Raw genomic sequence first — 21,142 nt, forward strand, 5'->3', positions numbered from 1 at the left:
CCGGCCCGTTGGGCAAACCTCAACCTTTCGGTGGTGTGATCCGGCCCGGCGGCGGACCGGCGTAGAGTGGCCCGCGCCCCGGAGTTTTCGTCGGCGTCGATGACCACAGCGAGCCTCACGGCCGCCCCGCTCCCGCGCTGGCGCGAAGGAGCCTGGGCCGGCATCCCCGCGATCCGGGTGATCCACGGCTTCGCAGCTGCGATGCATGCCGCCTTCATCTTCTTCGCCTGCTTCGCCTTCTCCGACGCCTCGCCCTACGACCTGATAGCGCTGCCGACGATGCTGCTGTGGCTGGCGCTCGGCGTCCGGCTGCACCGGGGGGCGGTGCCGCTGGTGTTCCTGCTCGCCCTCTACCTCTCGGCGATCGTGGTGGCGCTGCTGCCCTATGTCAGCGAGCCGCTGCCGCTGACGTGGACGATCCAGCTCGGCTACCTCGTCATCACCGCCGTGTTCTTCGCGATGCTCTACGCCGACGACACGCAAGGTCGGCTCGACCTCGCGCTGAAAGCCTATACGGCGAGCTGCGTGCTCTCGGCTGGGCTCGGCATCGTCGGCTACCTGCAACTGCTCGGCATCGAGGACCTGTTCTCGCGCTACGGCCGCGCCTCGGGCACGTTCCAGGACCCGAACGTGTTCGGCTCCTACCTGATACTCGGTACCCTCACCCTCACCCACGGCCTGCTGACGGGCCGCGGGCGCCATCCGGTGCTGGCGCTCGCCTGCCTCTTGGTGATCCTGGCCGGCACCCTCCTGTCCTTCTCCCGCGGCTCCTGGGGCGCCACCCTGGTCTCGACCGGGTTGATGGTCGGCTTCGTCTTCGTCACCAGCCGGTCGCGGGCGATGCGGCGGCGCATCGTGCTGCTCGGCCTCGTCACCGCGAGCCTGGGGGCGGCGGCGCTCGTCGGCCTCCTGTCGATCGACAGCGTCGCCAAGACCTTCGAGTCGCGCGCCACCGTCACCCAGGACTACGACGAGGGCGAGACCGGGCGCTTCGGCAACCAGATCCGCGGCATGTCGATGCTGCTCGACGAGCCGCTCGGCATGGGCCCGCTGCGCTGGCGCCAGATCTTCGGGCTGGAGCCGCACAATTCCTACATCGGCAGCTTCGCCAACGGCGGCTGGCTCGGCGGCGCGGTCTTCATCGCGCTGGTGGCCGCGACGAGCTTCGTCGGCTTCCGGCTGATGGCGCGGGCCTCGCCCTACCGCCCCTACGCGCAGATCGTGTTCCCGGCGCTGCTGATGTTCTTCGTCCAGGCGATGCAGATCGACGTGGAGAAGTGGCGCCACGTCTACATGATGCTGGGCATGGTCTGGGCGCTGGAGGCCGCGCGCCTGCGCTGGGAATCACGCGGTCGTGATCACGATGCGGTGCCCCGGGCGACGCATGCGGCCGCGGCAGGGGACGGCCGGGACGGCAACGGTTATGCTGGTGCGTCGCACCCGCACGGGCGGGCGGCGACTGGAGAGAGTCGGAGCCCGTGAGCACCCCGTCGGCGAGCGAGGCCGAGCGCCTCGCGGCGCTCCACGCGCTGCACATCCTCGACACCGATCCGGAGGCGCATTTCGACGCCGTCTGCCGGACGGCGCAGCGCCTGTTCGGCGTCGCCACGGCCTACGTCTCGCTGATCGACGCCGAGCGGCAATGGCTGAAATCCTGCACCGGCTCCATGGTCCTGCCGCCGCAGCGGCCCCGCGAGGGCTCGATCTGCACCCACACGATCGAGCAGGACGGGGTGCTCGTCATCCCCGACACCCGCCGCGACCCGCGCTTCGCCGGCGGCGACCTCGGCGAGGGCGCCTCGCGGATCGTGTTCTACGCCGGCATCGCGCTGAGCCTCGGCCCCGGCCTGCGGATCGGCTCGCTCTGCCTGATCGACCCCAACCCGCGCCTGTTCTCCGCCGAGGACGAGACGGCTCTGCGCGACCTCGCCGAGACCGTGACGGCGCATCTGCGGCTGCACCGGGACAACGTCGCGCTCGCCCGCGAGACCGAGCTGCGCCGCGGGCACGAGAGCACGATCCGGGCGCAGGGCGCCGAGATCGAGCAGCGCCGGGCCGCCAACGCGCTGCTCAGCATGGCCGAGCAGGTGGCCGAGGTCGGCCATTGGCGGGTCAACTTCGCCGAGCTGCGACCGCGCTACTCCGACAGCCTGCTGCGCATCGCCGGCCTCGACCCGGACGCGCCGCCGCCGAGCCTGCCGGAGCTGTTCCACGCCGACGACCGTGCGGCGGTCGAGGCGGCGCTGGCGGCAGGGCTGGAGCGGGGCGGCGATTTCGAGTTCGAGGCCCGGCTCGCCCGCCCCGACGGGGCCGCGCGCGACGTGATGCTGCGCGGCACCTGCAAGCGCGAGGCGGGCCGCATCATCGGGCTGTTCGGCCTCCTGATGGACGTGACCGACCGGCGGCGCATCCAGACCGAGATCCGCCGCAGCGAACTGCGCTACCGCAGCCTCGCCGATACCCTGCCGCTGCTGGTCTGGACCGTCGATCCCGAGAACGGCGCGGCCACCTACGCCAACGCCCGGTTCGAGGGCTATTACGGCCCGATCGGCCCCGACCGGCTGGAGCGCGTGGCGCGCAACCACCCCGACGACGCGCCGCTCCTCGACGCGGCGTGGCGCTCGGCCCGGGCCACCGGCCGGGGCTATGACGGGCAGTGGCGCCTGCGGGGCCGCGACGGCAGCTATCGCTGGCACAAGCTGACCATGACCCCGGTCCACCACCCGGCCGACGGCACGGTGATCGAGTGGATCGGCACGGCGCTCGACGTCGATGAGATCGTCACCGCGCGGCTCGCCGTGGAGGAGACCGGCCGGCTGCTCGGCATCGCGCTGGAGGGCGCGGGCGCCGGCACCTTCGACTGGGACATGCGCACCGGCACGATGACGCTCTCGCCCGAGAGCCTGCGCCTCTACGGCCTGCCGGAGGCGGGCGAGCCCCGCGGCCTGACCACGGCCGAATGGACCGCGACCGTGAACACAGACGACGTGGTCGAGACCTGGGACCGCATCCACCGCGCCATCGACAGCCAGGGTCGCCTCATCGCCGAGTTCCGCGTCGGCCCCACATGGCTCTACGCCTCCGGCCGCACCCTCTACGATGCGAACGGCCGGCCCTACCGGATGATCGGGCTCAACCTCGACGTCACCGAGCGCAAGGCGGCGGAGGCGGCTTTGCGCGCGCTGACCGACGAGGCCCAGGCCGCCCGCGCCGAGGCCGAGCGGGCGAGCGCGGCCAAGAGCGAGTTCCTGGCCCTGATGAGCCACGAGATCCGCACGCCGCTCAACAGCATCCTCGGCTACGCCGACCTATTGCTGGATCGCACCGACCACGACCCCGAGGACCACCGCCGCCTGGAGCTGATCCGCGTCTCGGGTGAGGCCCTGCTCACCGTCGTCAACGACGTGCTCGACGTCTCCAAGATCGAGGCGGGCCGGCTCGAACTCGATCCGGTGGCGTTCTCGTTGCGCGACCTCGTCGACGACACCGTGGCGATCATGCGCGGCGGCGCGCTCAAGAGCGGGCTGACGGTGGAGGCGCGCCTCGATCCGCGCCTGCCCGAATCCCTCAAGGGCGACGCCGACCGCCTGCGGCAGGTGCTGTTCAACCTGCTCAACAACGCGGTGAAGTTCACCCCCGCAGGCTCCGTGACGCTCACCGTGCGGGCCGAGGGGCCGGTGCGCCTGCCCACCGGCGAGGCGGCGGAGGCCTTACGCTTCGAGGTGCAGGACACCGGCATCGGCATCGCTGAGGCCCAGCAGAGCCGCCTGTTCAAGCGCTTCAGCCAGGTGGACGGCTCGATCAGCCGGCGCTTCGGCGGCTCGGGCCTCGGGCTCGCCATCTGCCGCGACCTCGTCACGATGATGGGCGGGAGCATCGGCGTCGAGAGCCGGGAGGGCGCGGGCTCGACCTTCTGGTTCACCCTGACCCTGCCACTGGCCCAACCCCGCGCCGAACCGGCGCCGTTTGTGCCCTCCGCCCCCCCGGAGCAGGCCGCGCTGCCGGCCTCGGCCAAGCGCGGCGCCCGGCTGCTGCTCGCCGAGGACGTGATCCTCAACCAAGAACTCGCCCGCGCCGTGCTGGAGGCCCGCGGCTACCGGATCGACATCGTCGGTGACGGCGCCCGAGCGGTCGCCGCCCTGGAGGCGGAGGGCGACGACCCCTACGCCCTCGTCCTCATGGACCTGCAGATGCCGGTGATGGACGGGCTGACCGCGACCCGCCGCATCCGGGCGCTGCCCGGCCCGATGGCGCGGGTGCCGATCGTCGCCATGACGGCCAACGTCCTCGACGAGCAGGTCCGCGAGCTGATCGAGGCCGGCATGGACGACCATGTCGGCAAGCCGTTCAAGCGCGCCCACCTCTACGCCGTGATCGAGCGCTGGCGCGGCCAGGGCGCCGCCCGCCGCACGAGCGAGGCCATCGCCCCGGCCCCCGCGGTGCCGATCCTCGACCACGAGACCTACGCCACCGTGCGCGACATGATGGGCCGCGAGCGCATCCTCGCCCTGCTGAGCCTGCTGGAGGCCGAACTCGACCACCGCTTCGCCGCCGCCGCCGCGCTGGCCGAGACCGACCTCGACCGCACCCAACTCGCCTACGACGCCCACGCCATGGTGGCGGCGGCCGGCGTGCTCGGCTTCGTCGGCATCTCCTCGCTCTGCCGCGAGATCGAGACCGCCTGTCGCAGCGGCGGCGACGTCCTCCCGCTGATCCGCCATTTCTCGGCGCTGCGCCGCGACACGCTGGGGACCATTCGGGCGCTGCGGGCGGCGTAAGCTTCTCACGCCCGTCATTCCGGGGCCGCGAAGCGGAACCCGGACCCGAAGGGGCGCGCCGGAGGCGTGCAATCCACGACTGGCCGCGACGGTCCGTCTGCAGTCGGGCACCGCGCATCACGGGTGGATTCCGGGTTCCGCTGACGCGGCCCCGGAATGACGGGGAGGGAAACCCATACCCTTGAGATCGGCCCCACCCCGCGCCACCTGTGACGAGCTTCATCCCGCCTCCCCGAGCCTCCCGCCTTGCCCCTCTTCGACTACGCCGCCCAGGCGGGTTCCGCGATCAAGGCCTTCGCCGAAGCCTCCAGCGATCTCCTGATCCAGCCGACGCTGCGGCTCGGCGTCACCGGGCTCGCCCGCTCGGGCAAGACGGTGTTCACCACGGCCCTCGTCCACCACCTCGTCGAGGGCCACGCGCTGCCGGCCTTCGAGCCGGCGCAAGCCGGCCGCCTGCGCCGGGCCCGCCTCGTGCCCCAGCCCGACGACGACGTGCCGCGCTTTCCCTTCGAGGAGAATTTTGCCGCGCTCACCGAGGCGCGGCGCTGGCCGGGCTCGACCGACCGGATCAGCCAGTTGCGGCTCGCCATCGAGTACGAGCGCGCGGGCGGCTGGCGCACCGGGCCCGGCACGCTGATGCTCGACGTGGTCGATTATCCCGGCGAGTGGCTGCTCGATCTGGCGCTGCTCGACCAGAGCTACGTCGCGTGGTCGCGCGCCACGATCCTCGGCACCCGCCGGGCCGGCCGCGCTGCCATCGCCGCGCCCTGGCTCGCCGAGATGGCCGGGCTCGATCCGGCCGCGCCGCTGGACGAGGTGGTGGCCGAGCGCGCCGCCAACGCCTTCAAGACCTATCTCTCGGCCCTTCGCGCGGGCGCGGAATCCGTCGCCACGACCCCGCCGGGGCGCTTCCTGATGCCCGGCGATCTCGCCGGCTCGCCGATGCTGACCTTCGCTCCCCTCGACCGGCTGGAGGAGGTGCAGGCCCCCGGCAGCCTCGGCGCCCTGATGGAGCGCCGGTTCGAGGCCTACAAATCCAAGGTGGTCGAGCCGTTCTTCCGCGAGCATTTCCAGCGGGTGGATCGCCAGATCGTGCTGGTGGACGTGCTCTCGGCGGTCGATGCCGGCCCCGCCGCGCTCGCCGAACTGGAAGAGGCGCTGGACGCCGTGCTGCTCGCCTTCCGGGTCGGGCGCAACAGCCTGCTGACGCGCTTCTTCGCGCCGCGGGCCGACCGCATCCTGTTCGCCGCCACCAAGGCCGACCACCTGCACCAGTCGAGCCACGACCGGCTCGACGCGCTCTTACGCCTGCTCGTCGCCCGCGCCATGCGCCGCACCGAGGCCGCGGGCGCCCGCGTCGGCACCGTGGCGCTGGCCTCGGTGCGGGCGACCCGCGAGACCACCGTCCACGACGGCGGCGAGATTCTGCGCGCGGTGTCGGGGACGCCCGAGGCCGGCGAGACCATCGGCGACGACACCTTCGACGGGCTCGTCGAGGCCGCGATCTTTCCCGGCGAATTGCCGACCGACGTGCAGAGCGTGCTCGACGGGGCGATCCCGCCGGGCGCGTTCCGCTTCCCGCGCTTCCGCCCGCCGGTGGCGAAGCCCGACGCCATCGGCCGGCCCGGCCATCTCCCGCAGATCCGGCTCGACCGGGCGATGCAGTTCCTCATCGGGGACAAGCTGACGTGACGACGCCTCCCGGCCCCCAAGGCCCGCGCCCCCGCGCCTTCCGCCTCCCCGGCACCGAGCCCGCCCCCGCGGCGTCCGCCGAGCCGCGGCAAGAGACTCGGACCGAGGCGCCGCCCAAGCCGGCCCCCGACATCCGCTTCGTCGACGAGCCGTTCGAGATCGTCGAGGCCGCCGACCGCGTGCCGGTGCCGGTCGCGACCCGGCGCGGCCCGCCCTGGCTGTCGATCTTCTTCAGTGCGCTCGGCAGCCTCGTCGCCATCGGCGTCGGGCTGTCGCTGGAGCGGCTGATCTCCGACCTGTTCGCCACCGCGCCCTGGCTCGGCTGGGTCGCGCTCGCCCTCGTGGCCATCGCGGGCGTGGCGCTTCTCGCCATCGTCGGCCGCGAGGCGCTCGGCGTCTGGCGCGAGCGCAAGATCGAGCACCTCCGCGAGCGGGCGCTGGCAGCGCTCACCGCCCGCGACCACACCGCGGCGCAGGGCGTGGTACAGGAGCTGCGCGGCCTCTACGCCGACCGTCCGGCGCTGAGCGCCGGCATCAAGCGCCTCGACGCGGTGGGCGACGCCATCCTCGACGTGGACGACCGGCTCGGCCTCGCCGAGGGCGAGCTGCTGAGCCCCCTCGACCGTCAGGCCAAGGCCGCCATCGCCCAGGCGGCGAGCCAGGTTTCGGCGGTGACGGCGCTCAGCCCGCGGGCGATCGTGGACGTGGCCTTCGTGGTCTACTCCGCCGCCCGCCTGCTGCGCCGGATCGCGGCGATCTACGGCGGACGCCCCGGCCTCCTCGGCTTCCTGCGGCTGGCCCGCGCCGCGTTCGCCCACCTCACCGTCACCGGCGGCATGGCGGTGGGCGAGGGCATGCTGCATCAGGTGCTGGGCCTCGGGCTCGCCGCGCGGGTCTCGGCGAAGCTCGGCGAGGGCGTGCTCAACGGCCTGATGACCGCCCGCTTCGGCCTCGCGGCAATCGCGGTCTGCCGCCCCCTGCCCTTCGTGCGGGCGACGCCGCCGACCGTCAACGACGTGGCGGGCCAGCTGTTTCGGGGGAACGGCGAGGAGAAGTAGCGGGCGTTTTTCAGTGAATCACGCCGGCAGCGTGCATCCCCTCTCCCCGCTGTGCGGGGAGAGGGCTTCATGCCCCCTCGTCGGGGCATAAAGCGAGGCGGCAGCCGAAGGTGAGAGGGCGATTCAGGACGAGCCTCATCCGTCGAGTCCCCCTCACCCCCGCTACCGCTTGTCGCGCCGACGACAGGGTCGTCGCGACCCTCTCCCCGCGTGCGGGGAGAGGGGAGGAGCGGCCTTCGCAGCGATCAGCCGGGAAGTGGATCGCTTCGTTACCTGCCAGCATAAGAAAGCCCCCGCACCATGCGGTGCGAGGGCTCTCGACCGGTCTCGCGCGAACGCGAAACCCAAAAGAATCAGCAGTCGTTGCCGCCCTTGTCGCCGAGCTTCTGGTCGGCGCCGGTGGCGTTCATCGCGCCGACGGTGCCCGGGGCGGCCGGCTGGTTGCCGCCGGCGTTGTTCTTGGCCATGGCGGTCTGCTCCGAGCCGGGCTTGTCGCCCACGCCCTGACCGGCGCCGACATTGTTCATCGCGCCGACGGTGCCCGGCGAGGCCGGCTGCTGGCCGCCCGCGAGGTTCTTCGAGCCGGCGTCGGCACCCTTGGCGGTGCTGCTCTCGGCCTTGGAGTTCTGGTCGGGGGCCTTGGCGGTGCTGCCGGTGTTGCACGGCGCGGCGAAGGCGGAACCGGCCATGAAGGCGAGCGCGGTGGCGGCGGCAAGGGTCTTGGTGAGCGTCACGTGGCTATCCTCCGGGATTGTCTTGCCGGTCGCGCGACCGGTTCGACCGGGGAAAGCGATTAAGGAAAATTAAGTTCCCGAATTCTCCCGCAATAAATTGTTCTTCGTCCCGGGATTGCCGGCCTTAGGCGCCGTTCCACGAAGGGAATACCGAGTTTCTCAAAACAAGATGCGTCAAAATCGCAGGCGAGCGTCTACTAGCCGACACAAGCAGGCCAAGGGCAGAACGGGTCGCGTCGGCGGATCGCGCCGACGGTGTCTGCCCCCGAAACCGACGGGGGATGCGAAGTTTCCCGACCGCTAGCGGTTTTTCTCACGCCGAGGCGTCGGCCTCGACGCCTCGGGATGCCGTGGCCCCGTCGAGGACATCGGCCACGGCCCGTGAAAACTCCGGCGTGCGCAGGTAGCCGTAGGATTTGTGCGGGTTGCGCCCGCCGCGGGGGCGCCGGTAGGCGTTGATCACCGGGCAATCGACCACGCGGACCCCGTCCGGGTTCGGCGCGTAGGCCTCGGCCAGATCGGTGCCCACGGTCGCCACGTCGTCGCGGTCGCCGAGATGGGTCCAGCGCGCCACCGCGCTCGGCACCCGCACATCGCCGTGCTCGGCGCCGATGCGGTGCTTGATCTCGGCGAGCCCCAGCGGCGAGCCCATGGTGACGAAATGCGCGACCCGCGGGCGCGGCCCCTGGCGCTCGGTCAGGCGCAGCACGTCGTAGGCGATGAGCCCGCCCATGGAGTGGGCGGCGAGCATCAGGGTGCGGCCCTCGTGGCGCGCCAGCACCGCGCGCAGGCGGTCGCGGGCATCCGCGCGGAAGGCGGCGTCCTTGTAGTAGCCCCACAGGTCGTCGAGGCGGTACTCGATGAAGGCGTCGTCCACGACGAGGCGGCCGGTCTTCTCCTGCATCCATTCCAGCGCGCGGTAGAACCGGTCGGTCAGGCTCGGCCCGGGCGGTTTGCCGTTCGGACTCGGGAAGGGCTTTCGGCCGCGGGCCGGGTAATAGGGCTCGCGGTTGCGCTCCGGCGTCACCGGCGCGTCGTAGCGCAGGTCGGCCCAGTAGACGAACTCGAACGGCACGTCGGGCGGCGCGCGCCCGAGGTTGCGCCGCAAGCCCTCTTCGATGGCTTGGCGCCACCACGCCTGCTTCTCCTCCCGCGGCGGCTTGTTGGCCAGCCCATGGATGCCGATGATGACCGGATCGTCGTGCATCGTGGGAGAGAGGAGGCCTTCGCGCGCCGCGAGGCTGCGGCGGTGGCAGCAGATAGAGCGCGGGACGAACGGGGCCCGCGCGACAAATTGCGCACCATCTTTTCGGGAGTTGTGCTTCGACGGCGGATGACGACCGGAGCTTTCAGACCCGCGGCCGTCATTCCGGGGCCGCGGAGCGGAACCCGGAATCCACGACTGGCCGCAACTCATCGTTCAGCGTCGCATCACGGGTGGCTTCCGGGTTCTCGCCTGCGGCGAGCCCCGGAATGACGACGGTTGTTCTGAAAAAAACGAGATGGGCCTCTCAGGCGCCCATCTTCTCCATCAGCGCCTCGGACAGGGCGAAGTTGACGTAGACGTTCTGGACGTCGTCCTGGTCCTCGATCACCTCGACGAGGCGGATCAGCTTCTCGCCGGTCTCGTCGTCGACGTCGATGGCGTTCTGCGCCTTCCAGATCAGGCCGGTGCGGCGCGGCTCGCCGAAGCGGGCCTCCAGCGCCTTCGAGACCTCGCCGTAGGCGTCCTGGGCGCAGGTGACCTCGTGGCCGTCCGCGTCCGAGCGCACGTCGTCGGCGCCCGCTTCGATGGCGGCCTCCAGCATCGCGTCGGCGTCGGCGACCTCCGGCGGATAGGCGATCACGCCGACCCGGTCGAACATGAACGCCACCGCGCCGGTCTCGGCGAGGCTGCCGCCGGACTTGGTGAAGGCCGAGCGCACGTCGGAGGCCGTGCGGTTGCGGTTGTCGGTCTGCGCCTCGACGATCAGCGCGGCGCCGCCGGGGCCGTAGCCCTCGTAGCGGATCTCCTCGTAGTTCTCGCCCTCGCCGCCGGTCGCCTTCTTGATGGCGCGCTCGATGTTGTCTTTCGGCATGTTCTCGGCTCGCGCGGCGAGCACGGCGGCGCGCAGGCGCGGGTTCATCGCCGGATCGGGCGTGCCGAGCTTGGCCGCCACCGTGATTTCGCGGGCGAGCTTGCTGAACAGCTTCGAGCGGACCGCATCGACGCGGCCCTTGCGGTGCATGATGTTCTTGAACTGGGAATGCCCGGCCATGGCGGGACCTCTTCTTCTCGTTCGCCGGGGGCGGAGGGCTCCCGTTTACGGGATCCTCGACGCCACGCGCGGGGTGTGTCGGGAGGGCCGCTTATAGGATGCACGCGTATCCCGAAGCAACGCGTCGGGGCCAACGCCTGCGGCGATGGCCCCTTTTCCTTCCTGGCCTCAAGCGCCGGCGCCCACGTCCGCGGCCTTAGGCTTCTCGCTCCGCTAGACGCCTCGGCTCAAGCCGAGGCCGCTCCGCAGGGCGCTCTTCGCGCCCGGCCACACGGTGCTGCCGCACGCTTCCACCTTGACGAAGCAGCCCCCGTCAGGCATTCACCCCGCGGAATTCGGCCGGGGTGTCCCGGCCTTTTGCGTTTCGCGTGGGCGCCGCCACGATCGCGAATCGTGTCCGACAACCCGCACTGGGAGCGCCAGCCATGGCCAAGGCCGTCACCGTCAAGATCCGCCTCGTCTCGACCGCCGACACGGGCTATTTCTACGTCACCAAGAAGAACTCGCGCACGCAGACCGAGAAGATGGTCATGAAGAAGTATGACCCGGTCGCCCGCAAGCACGTCGAGTTCAAGGAAGCCAAGATCAAGTAAGTTTTCTACGCTTCCACTCAAGCGAATTGAAAAGCCGTCACGCTCGCGTGGCGGCTTTTTTACGTCCGAGACCTCAGCGCGTCGGCGCTGTCCGGGCGGTGAGCTTGTTCCCGTCCGGATCGCGCAGATAGGCGACGAAGGCGCCGTTCGGCCGCTCGGTCGGCGGGCTCTCGATGGCGACGCCGCCCTGCGCGATGCCCGCCGCGTGCCACGCCAGCACATGCGCGCGGCTCGGCGCGATGATGCCGATCGTCCCGCCATTGGCCGCGGTCGCGGGCCGCCCGTCGATCGGCGTCGTGATCATCAGCCGACCGCCCTCGTGGGCGTAGATCAGCCGGCCCCGATCATCCATCCGGCCGGGCCGGCCGCCGAGCGCCGCGAAGGTGGCGTCGTAGAAGCCCCTCGCCCGCTCCAGATCGTTGCTGCCGATCATGACGTGGGTGAACATGCGGCCTCTCCGGACAAGGGCGGGGACGCGCCGGCCGCGCGTGAACGGGGCGAACACGGCGGCCGGCGCGCTCGCACACGGGAGCCGGTGACGGCTCGACCGCGGCGATGGGGAATAGGGCGGCAGACCTTCAGATGGGAGCGATCCGGCCGGCGATCAACGAGCGCCCGTGCCGCAGGCGGCCCGTCGCGTCGGCCGGAACGATCGGTGCGGAGCGGTCTTCTCTCGTCACGCCGCCGGATCGGGAGAGTGGAAGTGGACGATAATCGCGTCTGGTCGTTCGAGAAGAGCCTGTGGGAGGGCGGCGCCGACCGCTACCGCGAACTCGTCGACGACGAATGCCTGATGGCCCTGCCGCACCCGCCCTTCGTGCTCGGCGGGGCCGAAGCGATCGAGGCGGTGGCCGACACCCCGCGCTGGGAGAACGTGCAGATCGAGGACGGTCGCATCGCCCGGCCGCAGGAGGGCCTGATCGTCATCGCCTACGGGGTGAAGGCCTCGCGCGGCGACGAGACCTACGAGGCGCACTGCACCTCGACCTATCGCCGCCTCGCACCCGAGGAATGGCGCGTGGTGCAGCACCAGCAGACGCCGCGCATCGCGGTGCCGTCGCAGGCCCGATAGCACGCGAAAAAATTCGATCGCACCAGGGAACCTTTTGCGATCCTCACGACGGGGCGACGATCCGCGCCATGCTCGCGCAAGCGAGCTGGCGTAGGGTCGCCCCATGAGCACGCTGCCCACCGCCCTCTTCCCCCTCGGCATCGGCCTTGCCATCGCCTCGGCCGGCACCGCCCTCGAACGGGTCGGCTACGCGCACCCGTTCGAGACCAGCCTTGGCGCGGCCCTGCTCGCCGCCGGGCTGACCATGCTGGTGCGCACCGGCCTGCCCTGGCTCCAGCCGGATTGATTCCTTTTGGGGGGCGCTCCCACCCGAGCGAACGGCCGTCCTCACACCCGCGCGCGAACGGAACGGACGCCTCTCCTCCCCCTTGCGGGGAGGAGCCGGAGGTGGGGGTGGTGCAGGATGAGACGGGAGCTTTGCCTTCTGCCCGACCCCCACCCCTACCCCTCCCCGCAAGGGGGAGGGGAAACGCGCGGCATGTCCGGCACCCGCTGCGAGGCCGAACCAGGGGACCGCCAACCCATTCAACCGAAACAAACAAAAACGGCGCGCCCATCATCGGGCGCGCCGGTCGAGGTGCTCGCGGTCTCAGGAACGAGTCCGGGCAGGGTATGCAATATACCAGTACGCGTCTACCGCCGCGGGTAACATCCGGCACGATTTCTCACGTTTTCGTGCGTGGGTCCGCCTCCGGGCAGCGGGCCGCGAGGCGGCGCAGGGCCGGGGCCGCGGCCTCCTCCGCCGCCCGCTCGAGCGCGCGGTAGGCGGCGACGACCTCGGTGCCGAGCTCGGACAACCGCGCCCCGCCCCCGGCCCGGCCGCCGGCCTGCGATTCGACCAAAGCCGCGCCGAAGCCGCGGTTCATCGCCTCCACCAGCATCCAGGCGCGCCGGTAGGACATGCCGAGCGCCCGTGCGCCTGCCGAAATCGACCCGTGCTCGGCGATGGCCTCCAACAGCCGCACCTTGCCGGGGCCGAGCCGGTGGTCGGGCCCGAGATCGACGCGGATGCTCAGGCGCGCCACGGACGGCTCAGTTCTTGGCCAGTGCGTCGGCGAAGGCGACGATGCGGTTGCGGGCGTAGGTCGGCACGCCCGCGCTGATCGAGGTGCCGGTGTTGAACGAGGAATTGCCCATCAGCACCTGCACCGGCAGCAGGTTCTTGAGCACCGGCACGCGGGCGTATTCCTGCTTGCGGTCGAGCACGTCGGCCTTGATGGCGAGCGCCATGTAGGTGGTCACCACCGTGCGGTTCGGATCGTTCGGCGCGGGCTGCATCACCGCCAGGAACTTGCCGAAACGCAGGATCTGGTTGACCCAGAAGATCGTCTGTTCGAGCCCGCCCGCCACCGGGGTCTCGATCCGGGTGAGCGCGGCAAGGTTCGCGGCCTCCGTGGGCGGCAGCACCCGCAGCTCGCTCTGGAACGAGACGAACTCGGCGACCTTCTTGGAGGAACCCAGTTCGAGCTTGTTGGCGAGCTTCACGCCGAGCGGCAGCTTGCCTTCGAGATCGTAGCGCGACTCGATGCAGGAACCGCCCGCGCCGCACCAGGGCCGGTCGGGGCGCTTGGCGAAGGCGGCGGCCGGGTCCTTGTTCGGGGTGGCGTCCGCGGGCTCCAGCCGCTTGTGGCGGATCACCGGGTCCATCTTGGCCAGGAAGTCGAGGTTGGCGTAGGCCGCGAGATCGATGGCCGAAGGGGGCTTGGCCACCACGAACCGCCCTTCGGCGACGTAGACCTTCAGGGTCTCGTGGCGCTGCTTGGTCACGCCGTTGAGGGTCTGGGCGTAATCCGGCTCGGTGTAGCCGGGCCAGGGCATGAGCGCAGCGGCCTCGGCCGGCCGGGCCTTCTTCCACGCGTCGAAGGCGATCAGGCCGTTCTCTGGATTCGTCGAGGCGCTCTCGCGGGAATCGCGGAACAGCACCGTGCCGGGCTTGAGCGTCGCGGCGTCGGTGGGGTTGAGCGCCGCCACGTCCTTCACCCGGTCGGAGACCGCGGCCGGCTTCGCGGGCTCCTTGGCCTCCTGCGCGAGGGCCGGGCCGGCCATTGTGACGGCGACGAGAAGGGCGGCCGGGAGATGCCTGGGCACGACGGACCTCGGATCGGGGGATGGGGCGAGCGCCCGCGTCAGTAGCGCGGGTCTTCGCCGAACAGGTAGTCGGGATCGCGGCGGCGCTGGCGCGCGCGCGGCTGCTCGTCCTCGAAGGGCGAGCCGAACGGCGAGGGGTTGGCCTGCCCGTAGCGGTCGCGGCCGGGCCAGGGGTTTTCTCCCTCGCGGCGGTCGCGGCGCTGGCCCCAAGGATCTACAGAGCGAGGATCAACGGAGCGAGGGTCGGCGTAGCGCGGGTCGGCGTCCGGCCGGTCGCGGCCGAACGGGTCGTAGCTGTCGCGCCGTCCGCCGCCCATCAGGTTGCCGAGGATGTCGCCGGCGACATCCGCCCCGTCCTCGGCGCCGGCCCCGTCGCCGTCCTCGGAATCGGGCCGCATGGCGTAGAGCGTCTCGCGCGGCACCAGCGCGTATTGCGTGTCGGCGACGCGCCCGTCCTTGAGGCGGAAATGCTCGATGAAGCCGCCGCCCGCCACCCGCTGGCCGCTGCGGGGCTCGATCGGCAGGTCGGCGATGTAGGCTTTCGCTTCCGGAGACGGCGGCGCGAGCGGCGTGCGCGGCACGCCGTTGGCCCAGGCCGCCTGGAAGATCGCCCGCGCGATCGGCACCGCGACGTGGCCGCCGGTCTGGCCGCGCCCGAGCGTCTTGCGCACGCCGTCGGCGTTGTCGTAGCCGGCCCAGACCACCACCGTGATCTCGTTCGAGAAGCCCGCGAACCACGCGTCGTTCTCGTTCTCCGAGGTGCCGGTCTTGCCCGCCACATAGGCCGAGACGCCCGAGAGCGCGGCGGCGGTGCCGTGCTGGGTCACGCCCTGGAGCATGGTCTTGAGCTGATAGAACGCGACGCGATCCGCCGAGCCGATCCGCACCGGCGCCTTGGCGGGCCGCGTGTAGACCGGCTTGCCGTCGCGCTCGATCGATTCGAGGGCGTAGGCGGAGGGCCGCGCACCCTCGTTGGCGATGGCCGCGTAGAAGCTCGCGAGATCGATCATCCGCACCGGCTGCGCGCCGAGCACGAACGGATAGTAGCGCTCGCACTCGGCGTAGAGCTGGGCCTCCAGGGCGATGTCGCAGACCCGTTGCAGGCTCTGGGGCGCGCTTTTCGCGATGCCGCCCTCCAGCAGGCGGGCGGTGACGAGGTTCTTCGAGAATTCCAGGCCGCGCCGGATCGTCGTCGCGCCCGCGCCGCCGCCGTCGTAGTTCTTGGGCGACCACGAGGCGCCGATGCCGCCGATCGGCGGCAGGGTCACGGGGGCGTCCATCACCAGGGTGTTGGGCTGGAGGCCCGCGTTCAGCGCGGCGAGGTAGGTGAGCGGCTTCAGGGTCGAGCCCGGCTGGCGCACGGTCTGCGTCACCCGGTTGAGCTGGCTCAGGGGGTAGGAAAAGCCCCCGGTCATCGCCAGGATCTTTCCCGTACGGTTCTCCAAGACGATGGCAGCACCCTGGACGGACGGGCGCACCCGCAGGTCGGCGCGCAGGCTGCCCTTGCCCTCGCGCAGGCGCACCCGCACGGCATCGTAGAGTTGAAGCTTCGCCCGCGCCGGGCCGGGGTCGAGGCTGGCGATGCGGCCGTCCGGCAGGCCGACCCGGATGCCGTTCTTGCCCGTCTGGAGCACGACGGCGAGCGGCCAGCGCAGATCGTAGAGCGGGGCGCGGGCCGTCTCCAGGGCGCGCTGCCACGCCGGCTTCACGGCCGGCGCCTTCGCGGCCGGCACCGGCAGGGCCTTGCCCTTCACGCCCTTGGGCTGCGGCACCGCGGGCGGCGCTTCCGGCTCGGGCGCGGGCGCGGCGCTCTCGAAGCGCTTCACGGCCTCGGCCAGATTCAGTTCCGGCCCCTCGTAGCGGGCGCGGCCGGTGCCGCGCTCGTAGGTTGAGAGCCCTTCCTGAATCGCGCCCTCGAGCGCGCTCTGGAGCCCGGCATTGACCGTGGCGTGGACCGTGTAGGAGGCGTTCGTCAGCGATTCCAGCCCGGCGAAGGTGCGCGATTCCCGCGCCAGATGATCGACGAGGTAGAAGCCGGAATCGCGCCGCGCCGTGTCCGGAGGCTTGATGCCGAGGTCGCTCCTGAGCGCCGCGTTCATCTGCTCCTCGGTGATCGCGCCGTCCTCCTTCATGCGGGTCAGCACGTAGGCGCGGCGCTCGCGGGCGCGGTCGGGGTACTTGTCGGGGCTGTAGTAGTTCGGGCCCTTGGGGAGCCCTGCGAGCAGGGCGGCCTCCGGCACGGTGAGTTGGCCCACCGACTTCCCGAACCACGAGCGCGCCGCCATCTCGATGCCGTAGGCGCCGCGCCCGAGATAGATGCCGTTGAGGTAGAGCCCGAGGATCTTGGGCTTGGTCTGGAGCCGCTCCAGGCGCGAGGCCACGATCATCTCGCGGATCTTGCGCTCGTAGGTGACGTCGTCGCCGACCGACAGGTTCTTCACCACCTGCTGCGTGATGGTCGAGCCGCCCGCGGGCCGCCCCGGCGAGGCGAGGTTGCCGACGAAGGCGCGGATCACGCCGCGCTCGTCGATGCCGTGGTGCTGGTAGAAGCGCTTGTCCTCGGCCGCGACGAACGCCTTTTGGACGAGGTCCGGCACGCCCTCGATCGGCACGACGAGGCGGCGCCCGTTCGGCTCGAAGGTCTCGGAATAGGGTTTTCCGGCGGCATCGAGGATCACGCTGGCGCTGGCGAGCTTGATGTCGCGGAGCGCCTCCGCCGAGGGCAGGTCCTTCACGGCGTTGTTGTAGAACGCGATCACCGCGCCCGGCTCGAACGGGGAATTGGCCGGGTTCTCGCCCTTGCAGAACTGCTTGTAGCTCGTGTTCAGCTCGGACAGATCGAGCCCGTGCAGGATTTTCGGCGCGTTGTCGCCCGCGACGGCGCTCGGGTCCTCCATCGCCGTGGAGATCAGCTCGTCGAGGTTGATGTCCTCGATGTCGAAGCTTTTGCGCATATGCGCGCAGCCGTCGCGCAGGATGCGAACCACCTCCGGCCCGTCCTTGCCCGGGTCGAACTGGGTGCGCATGGCATCAGGCCGCGTCGTGACCTGGCTCAGCGTCAGCGCGGTCGCAAACAGCTTGATCAGGATGGCGTTCATCGAGCCTGCGCGGGAACCCGGAGCGAGCGGGCCTCAAACGCCCGAAGCGCCGATCATGCGGCGCACAACGCGGCTGATTTATGATGAGACGCCGACCTTTCCCCTCCCCCTTGCGGGAGGGGTCAGGGGTGGGGGTGGTGCCGGATGAAGCTCGGCGCTCCATCCTGAACCACCCCCACCTCCAACTCCTCCCCACCCAGATCGGGCCTGCCCGATCTGGGCAAGTAAGAGACGGATCTCGGGCAAGCCCGAGATCCGTGGGGAGGAGAGCGCGGTGGTGCTTACGGCGCCATGTCCGGCACGGCCTTCACCACGCCGCCCGTGGTCTCGGGGGTGGCGCTGGCCGGGACCGTCACCGCGCCGGGCTTCGGCGGCGGCGTCAGCTGCAGGTGCTCGCTGGTATAGGCCAGCTCCTCGTAGGCCTTCTGCGGGTCGGCGTTGAGCTTGGTGCCGTAGCTCGGGACGATCTTGCGGATCTTGTCCTGCCACTCGGCGCTCTTCACCCGGTCGGCGAACACCTTCTGCAGCACTTCGAGCATGATCGGCGCGGCGGTCGAGGCGCCGGGCGAGGCGCCGAGAAGCGCCGCGATGCTGCCGTCCTTGGCCGCGACGACCTCGGTGCCGAGCTTGAGCACACCGCCCTTCTCCGGATCGCGCTTGATGATCTGGACGCGCTGGCCCGCCTGGACCAGCTTCCACTCGTCCTTCTTGGCGTGGGGGAAATACTCGCGCAGGGCCTGATAGCGGTCCTCGTCGGAGAGCATCACCTGGCCGGCGAGGTACTCGATCAGCGGGTATTGATCGACGCCAACGCGCACCATCGGCCAGACGTTGCTGGTGGTGGTGGAGGTCAAGAGGTCGAAATACGAGCCTTCCTTGAGGAACTTGGTCGAGAAGGTCGCGAACGGTCCGAACAGGATCACGCGCTTGCCGCCGAGCACGCGGGTGTCGAGGTGGGGCACCGACATCGGCGGCGAGCCGACCGAGGCCTTGCCGTAGGCCTTGGCGAGGTGGCGTAGGGCCACGCTCGGGTTCTCGTTGACGAGGAACGAACCGCCGACGGGGAAGCCGCCGTAATCGGCCGCCTCGGGAATCCCTGACTCCTGGAGCAGGTGCAGCGCGCCGCCGCCCGCGCCGATGAACACGAACTTGGCATCGACCGTCTGGCGCGAACCGTCCTTCAGGTTCTTCGAGGTGATGCGCCAGGTGTTGTCCTTGTTGCGCTCGATGCCCTCGACCTCGGTCGAGGTGCGCAGCGAAAAGTTCGGGCGGGCGGCCAGCGAGGCGACGTATTGGCGGGTGATCTCACCCCACTCGACGTCGGTGCCGACCGGCGTCCAAGTGGCCGCGATCTTCTGCTTCGGGTCGCGCCCCTCCATCATCAGGGGGACCCACTTGTTCAACTGCTCGGGGTCGGTCGAGTATTCCATCCCGGCAAAGAGCGGGCTCGCCTTCAGCGCCTCGTGGCGCTTCTTCAGGTAGGCGATGTTCTCGTCGCCCCAGACGAAGCTCATGTGCGGGGTCGAGTTGATGAACGAGCGCGGGTTCTTCAGCACGCCCTGCTGCACCTGCCAAGCGAGGAACTGGCGGGTGACCTGGAAGGCCTCGTTGATCTCGACCGCCTTCTCGATCTTCACGTTCCCCTTCGAATCCTCGGGGGTGTAGTTCAGCTCGGCGAGCGCCGAGTGGCCGGTGCCGGCGTTGTTCCAGCCGTTGGAGCTTTCCAGCGCCACGCCGTCGAGCCGCTCCAGCATCTCCATCGACCAGTTCGGCTCGAGTTCGCGCAGCCACACGCCGAGCGTCGCGCTCATGATGCCGCCGCCGATCAGCAGCACGTCGACCTTGCGGGCCTCGCCCGCGGCGAAGAGCGGGCCACCGGGCAGCGCGGTCACGGCCGCGCCCGCGAGCGCGCCGCCGATGAGCTGGCGACGGTTCAGCGGCAGAGCCTGCGGCTTGGAACGATTGTGCATGGAGGGTCCCCCATTCCTGAGTTTGCGGTCGGCGCTCCCACTATTTTTCATTTTATTTTGTGGCCGACTCAAAAATTATTTGACCCCCGTCCGCTAGCCTGCGGACGACTGAATCGACAGCGATGAGTCAGCATGGCTGCCATGCTTTTGATACCGGGGCCGTGGGCCGCGACGGCGAAAGGGGTTTCAGCGGGCGCCGGATGACAGGCGCGGGCGAAAGAATCAGCCGAAGCGGCGCTTGAGGCGGCGCCAGCCGATGACCGTGCCGGTCGCCGCCACCAGAAAACCGGCCGAGAGCCAGAGCAGCATCACCGCGTCCCAGGCCGGGCGGGGCAGCCGGGCGAAGTCGAGGGTGTGCAGGCCGTTGAACAGCCAGCGGGAGGCCCGGTTCGAGCGGTCCATCCGCCCCAGGATCTCGCCCGTGTCCGGATCGACGTGGACCCAGGTCGCGGCCGGATCGGCGAAGACGGCGCGGAGCACTGGGAGCGGACGCGTCTCGCGGTCGCCGTACCAGTAGGCATCCTCGGCCGCGATCCGCTCGATGCGCGGCGCCCTCTCCCCCGGCATCAGGGTCGTGAGCGCGCGGGCCAGGGCGTCCGGGTCCGGCGCGGTGCCGCCGCAGCAGGGGCGCGGCGGCGCCTGCCCGCACAGGGCACGGGCCACCGGCACGCCGCCGCTTTGCGTGAACCGGACCTCCTTCAGGTCCGGGCAGAGCCGGGCCGCCTCGGCCGAGTCGAAGCGGAACGGCGCCGTCTCCGCCCCGGCGTAGCGCGCGAGCGCCGCGGCGTCGGGCATGGTCGGCGAAAACCAGCGGTTCGGGTTCATCGACAGCCAGCCGCTGACGATGAAGGTGAGGAGCGCCGTGCCGCCCAGAAGGCCGCCGAGATGGTGCCACGCCGAGACCCCGCGATAGGGCGTGGTCCGTCCGGTGGCGTAGCGGGGTTTTAGCCGCAGCCGCGACAGGCCCAAGATGTATCCGCTGACCGCCACCGCGATGGCGATGCCGGAGACCCACAGCACCACGTCGCGCCACAGCGCCGGCTCAGCCCGCAGCGGCGTGAGGTAGATCCAGTGCGGCACCGCGCCGAGCCAGTTCCAGAACCGCTCGGTGGCCGTGGTGTCGAGGACGACCTCGCCGGTGCGCTCGGACAGGTAGAGCCGGGTGCCGGCGGCATCACCCAGCGCCACGAGTCGGAACGGGCGCAGCGGGTTGAAGCGCTGCGGCACGCTCCACTGGTCCCACGTCACCGTGCCGAGGTCTTCGACGGCGCGGGCGGCGGGATGGTTCTTTGCGATCGTCAGGAGGAGCGCGGGATCGACCCGGTCGATCACCCGGCCGTCGGCGGCTAAGACCGTGGTACGGGTGCCGTCGAGGGCGCTGACCCGGTAGACCGGGGCGTCGCCCAGCATGCCGAGATCGATGCGGGCGGGCGGCCCGGCGAGACCCGCAGCCGTGAGCGCGGCGTCGGGGCCGATCATCCCGGCTGGCAGGGCCAGCGACGGCAGGGCCAGCGGCGGCAGGGCGGCGCGGCGCTCGGCCTCGCTCAGCCGCGGGAAGCCGACATACATCATCACCGCGCCGGACAGGAACCAGACGGCGAAGACGAGGGCGAAGACGATCCCGAGCCAGCGATGGCCGAGAAGGAGCCAGCGCAGGGCGCGCTTGCCGAAAGCGTTCAAGGGGAGACCGACGAAGGGGACACCGAGAGCGGACGCGCCGCCGCCGGGCCCATAGACGATCGGGCCGCCCTTGGGGAGAGCGGGACGATCGCGCGAGCGATCGTCCTGTTTCATGCTTGGC

General features: G+C 70.8%; 16 protein-coding genes. 7 read left to right on the top strand and 9 right to left on the bottom strand.

Annotation, left to right across the window (positions count from 1 at the left end; all coding sequences use genetic code 11):
* The first annotated feature begins 99 nt into the window (after positions 1 to 99).
* The 4 genes from AAHG03_RS09135 (at position 100) to AAHG03_RS09150 (ending at position 7,528) form a co-directional block, all read left to right on the top strand.
* A complete protein-coding gene (locus AAHG03_RS09135) occupies positions 100 to 1,482 on the top strand; it encodes an O-antigen ligase family protein (protein WP_342150315.1) in 1,383 nt (460 codons plus the stop codon).
* Positions 1,479 to 4,778 (top strand): ATP-binding protein, encoded by a 3,300-nt coding sequence (locus AAHG03_RS09140; RefSeq protein WP_342150316.1) that lies wholly within the window; start codon positions 1,479 to 1,481, stop codon positions 4,776 to 4,778. Before AAHG03_RS09135 ends, AAHG03_RS09140 begins: the two co-directional genes overlap by 4 nt.
* Positions 4,779 to 5,024: 246 nt before the next feature.
* The gene (locus tag AAHG03_RS09145; protein WP_342150317.1) at positions 5,025 to 6,470 is read left to right on the top strand and encodes a YcjX family GTP-binding protein; all 1,446 of its coding nucleotides are present in this window, start codon (positions 5,025 to 5,027) and stop codon (positions 6,468 to 6,470) included.
* Positions 6,467 to 7,528: a YcjF family protein gene (locus AAHG03_RS09150; protein ID WP_412759732.1), complete on the top strand. Its 1,062-nt coding sequence runs from the start codon at positions 6,467 to 6,469 to the stop codon at positions 7,526 to 7,528. The genes AAHG03_RS09145 and AAHG03_RS09150 overlap by 4 nt, the downstream gene beginning before the upstream one ends.
* A 353-nt stretch (positions 7,529 to 7,881) precedes the next feature.
* On the opposite strand, the gene AAHG03_RS09155 is transcribed toward AAHG03_RS09150, so the two are convergent.
* From AAHG03_RS09155 to AAHG03_RS09165, 3 genes are all read right to left on the bottom strand, one after another.
* On the bottom strand, positions 7,882 to 8,262 hold the full coding sequence (locus AAHG03_RS09155) for an exopolysaccharide production protein YjbE (protein ID WP_342150318.1): 381 nt from the start codon (positions 8,260 to 8,262) through the stop codon (positions 7,882 to 7,884).
* A gap of 313 nt (positions 8,263 to 8,575) precedes the next feature.
* The gene (locus AAHG03_RS09160) at positions 8,576 to 9,469 is read right to left on the bottom strand and encodes an esterase/lipase family protein (protein WP_342150319.1); all 894 of its coding nucleotides are present in this window, start codon (positions 9,467 to 9,469) and stop codon (positions 8,576 to 8,578) included.
* Between the two features lie 304 nt (positions 9,470 to 9,773).
* A complete protein-coding gene (locus AAHG03_RS09165) occupies positions 9,774 to 10,520 on the bottom strand; it encodes a YebC/PmpR family DNA-binding transcriptional regulator (protein WP_342150320.1) in 747 nt (248 codons plus the stop codon).
* Between the two features lie 425 nt (positions 10,521 to 10,945).
* Here AAHG03_RS09165 and rpmG point away from each other — a divergent pair, with 425 nt between their 5' ends.
* The gene (rpmG, locus tag AAHG03_RS09170) at positions 10,946 to 11,113 is read left to right on the top strand and encodes a 50S ribosomal protein L33 (RefSeq protein WP_003602581.1); all 168 of its coding nucleotides are present in this window, start codon (positions 10,946 to 10,948) and stop codon (positions 11,111 to 11,113) included.
* Between the two features lie 73 nt (positions 11,114 to 11,186).
* Here rpmG and AAHG03_RS09175 read toward each other — a convergent pair whose 3' ends face one another.
* Complete coding sequence (locus AAHG03_RS09175) at positions 11,187 to 11,561, bottom strand: VOC family protein (RefSeq protein WP_342150321.1); 375 nt, start codon at positions 11,559 to 11,561, stop codon at positions 11,187 to 11,189.
* 255 nt (positions 11,562 to 11,816) lie between these two features.
* Between AAHG03_RS09175 and AAHG03_RS09180 the strand changes: the two genes are divergently transcribed.
* Positions 11,817 to 12,185 (top strand): DUF4440 domain-containing protein, encoded by a 369-nt coding sequence (locus tag AAHG03_RS09180; RefSeq protein ID WP_342150322.1) that lies wholly within the window; start codon positions 11,817 to 11,819, stop codon positions 12,183 to 12,185.
* A gap of 103 nt (positions 12,186 to 12,288) precedes the next feature.
* Entirely contained in the window at positions 12,289 to 12,471 is a 183-nt protein-coding gene (locus AAHG03_RS09185; protein WP_342150323.1) for a hypothetical protein, read from the top strand.
* A 379-nt stretch (positions 12,472 to 12,850) separates the two neighbouring features.
* On the opposite strand, the gene AAHG03_RS09190 is transcribed toward AAHG03_RS09185, so the two are convergent.
* From AAHG03_RS09190 to AAHG03_RS09210, 5 genes are all read right to left on the bottom strand, one after another.
* Entirely contained in the window at positions 12,851 to 13,210 is a 360-nt protein-coding gene (locus AAHG03_RS09190) for a winged helix-turn-helix domain-containing protein (protein WP_342150324.1), read from the bottom strand.
* Between the two features lie 7 nt (positions 13,211 to 13,217).
* Positions 13,218 to 14,273, bottom strand: a complete 1,056-nt coding sequence (locus AAHG03_RS09195) for a hypothetical protein (RefSeq protein WP_342150325.1) — start codon at positions 14,271 to 14,273, stop codon at positions 13,218 to 13,220.
* A 38-nt stretch (positions 14,274 to 14,311) separates the two neighbouring features.
* Complete coding sequence (locus AAHG03_RS09200; protein WP_342150326.1) at positions 14,312 to 17,371, bottom strand: penicillin-binding protein 1A; 3,060 nt, start codon at positions 17,369 to 17,371, stop codon at positions 14,312 to 14,314.
* Between the two features lie 281 nt (positions 17,372 to 17,652).
* The gene (gene mqo / locus AAHG03_RS09205; RefSeq protein ID WP_342150327.1) at positions 17,653 to 19,341 is read right to left on the bottom strand and encodes a malate dehydrogenase (quinone); all 1,689 of its coding nucleotides are present in this window, start codon (positions 19,339 to 19,341) and stop codon (positions 17,653 to 17,655) included.
* A gap of 222 nt (positions 19,342 to 19,563) precedes the next feature.
* Positions 19,564 to 21,135, bottom strand: coding sequence for a PepSY domain-containing protein (locus AAHG03_RS09210; protein ID WP_342150328.1), 1,572 nt, complete (start codon positions 21,133 to 21,135; stop codon positions 19,564 to 19,566).
* Between the last annotated feature and the right edge of the window lie 7 nt (positions 21,136 to 21,142).

Source organism: Methylorubrum subtropicum (assembly GCF_038442325.1).
GTDB classification, from domain to species: Bacteria; Pseudomonadota; Alphaproteobacteria; order Rhizobiales; family Beijerinckiaceae; genus Methylobacterium; species Methylobacterium subtropicum.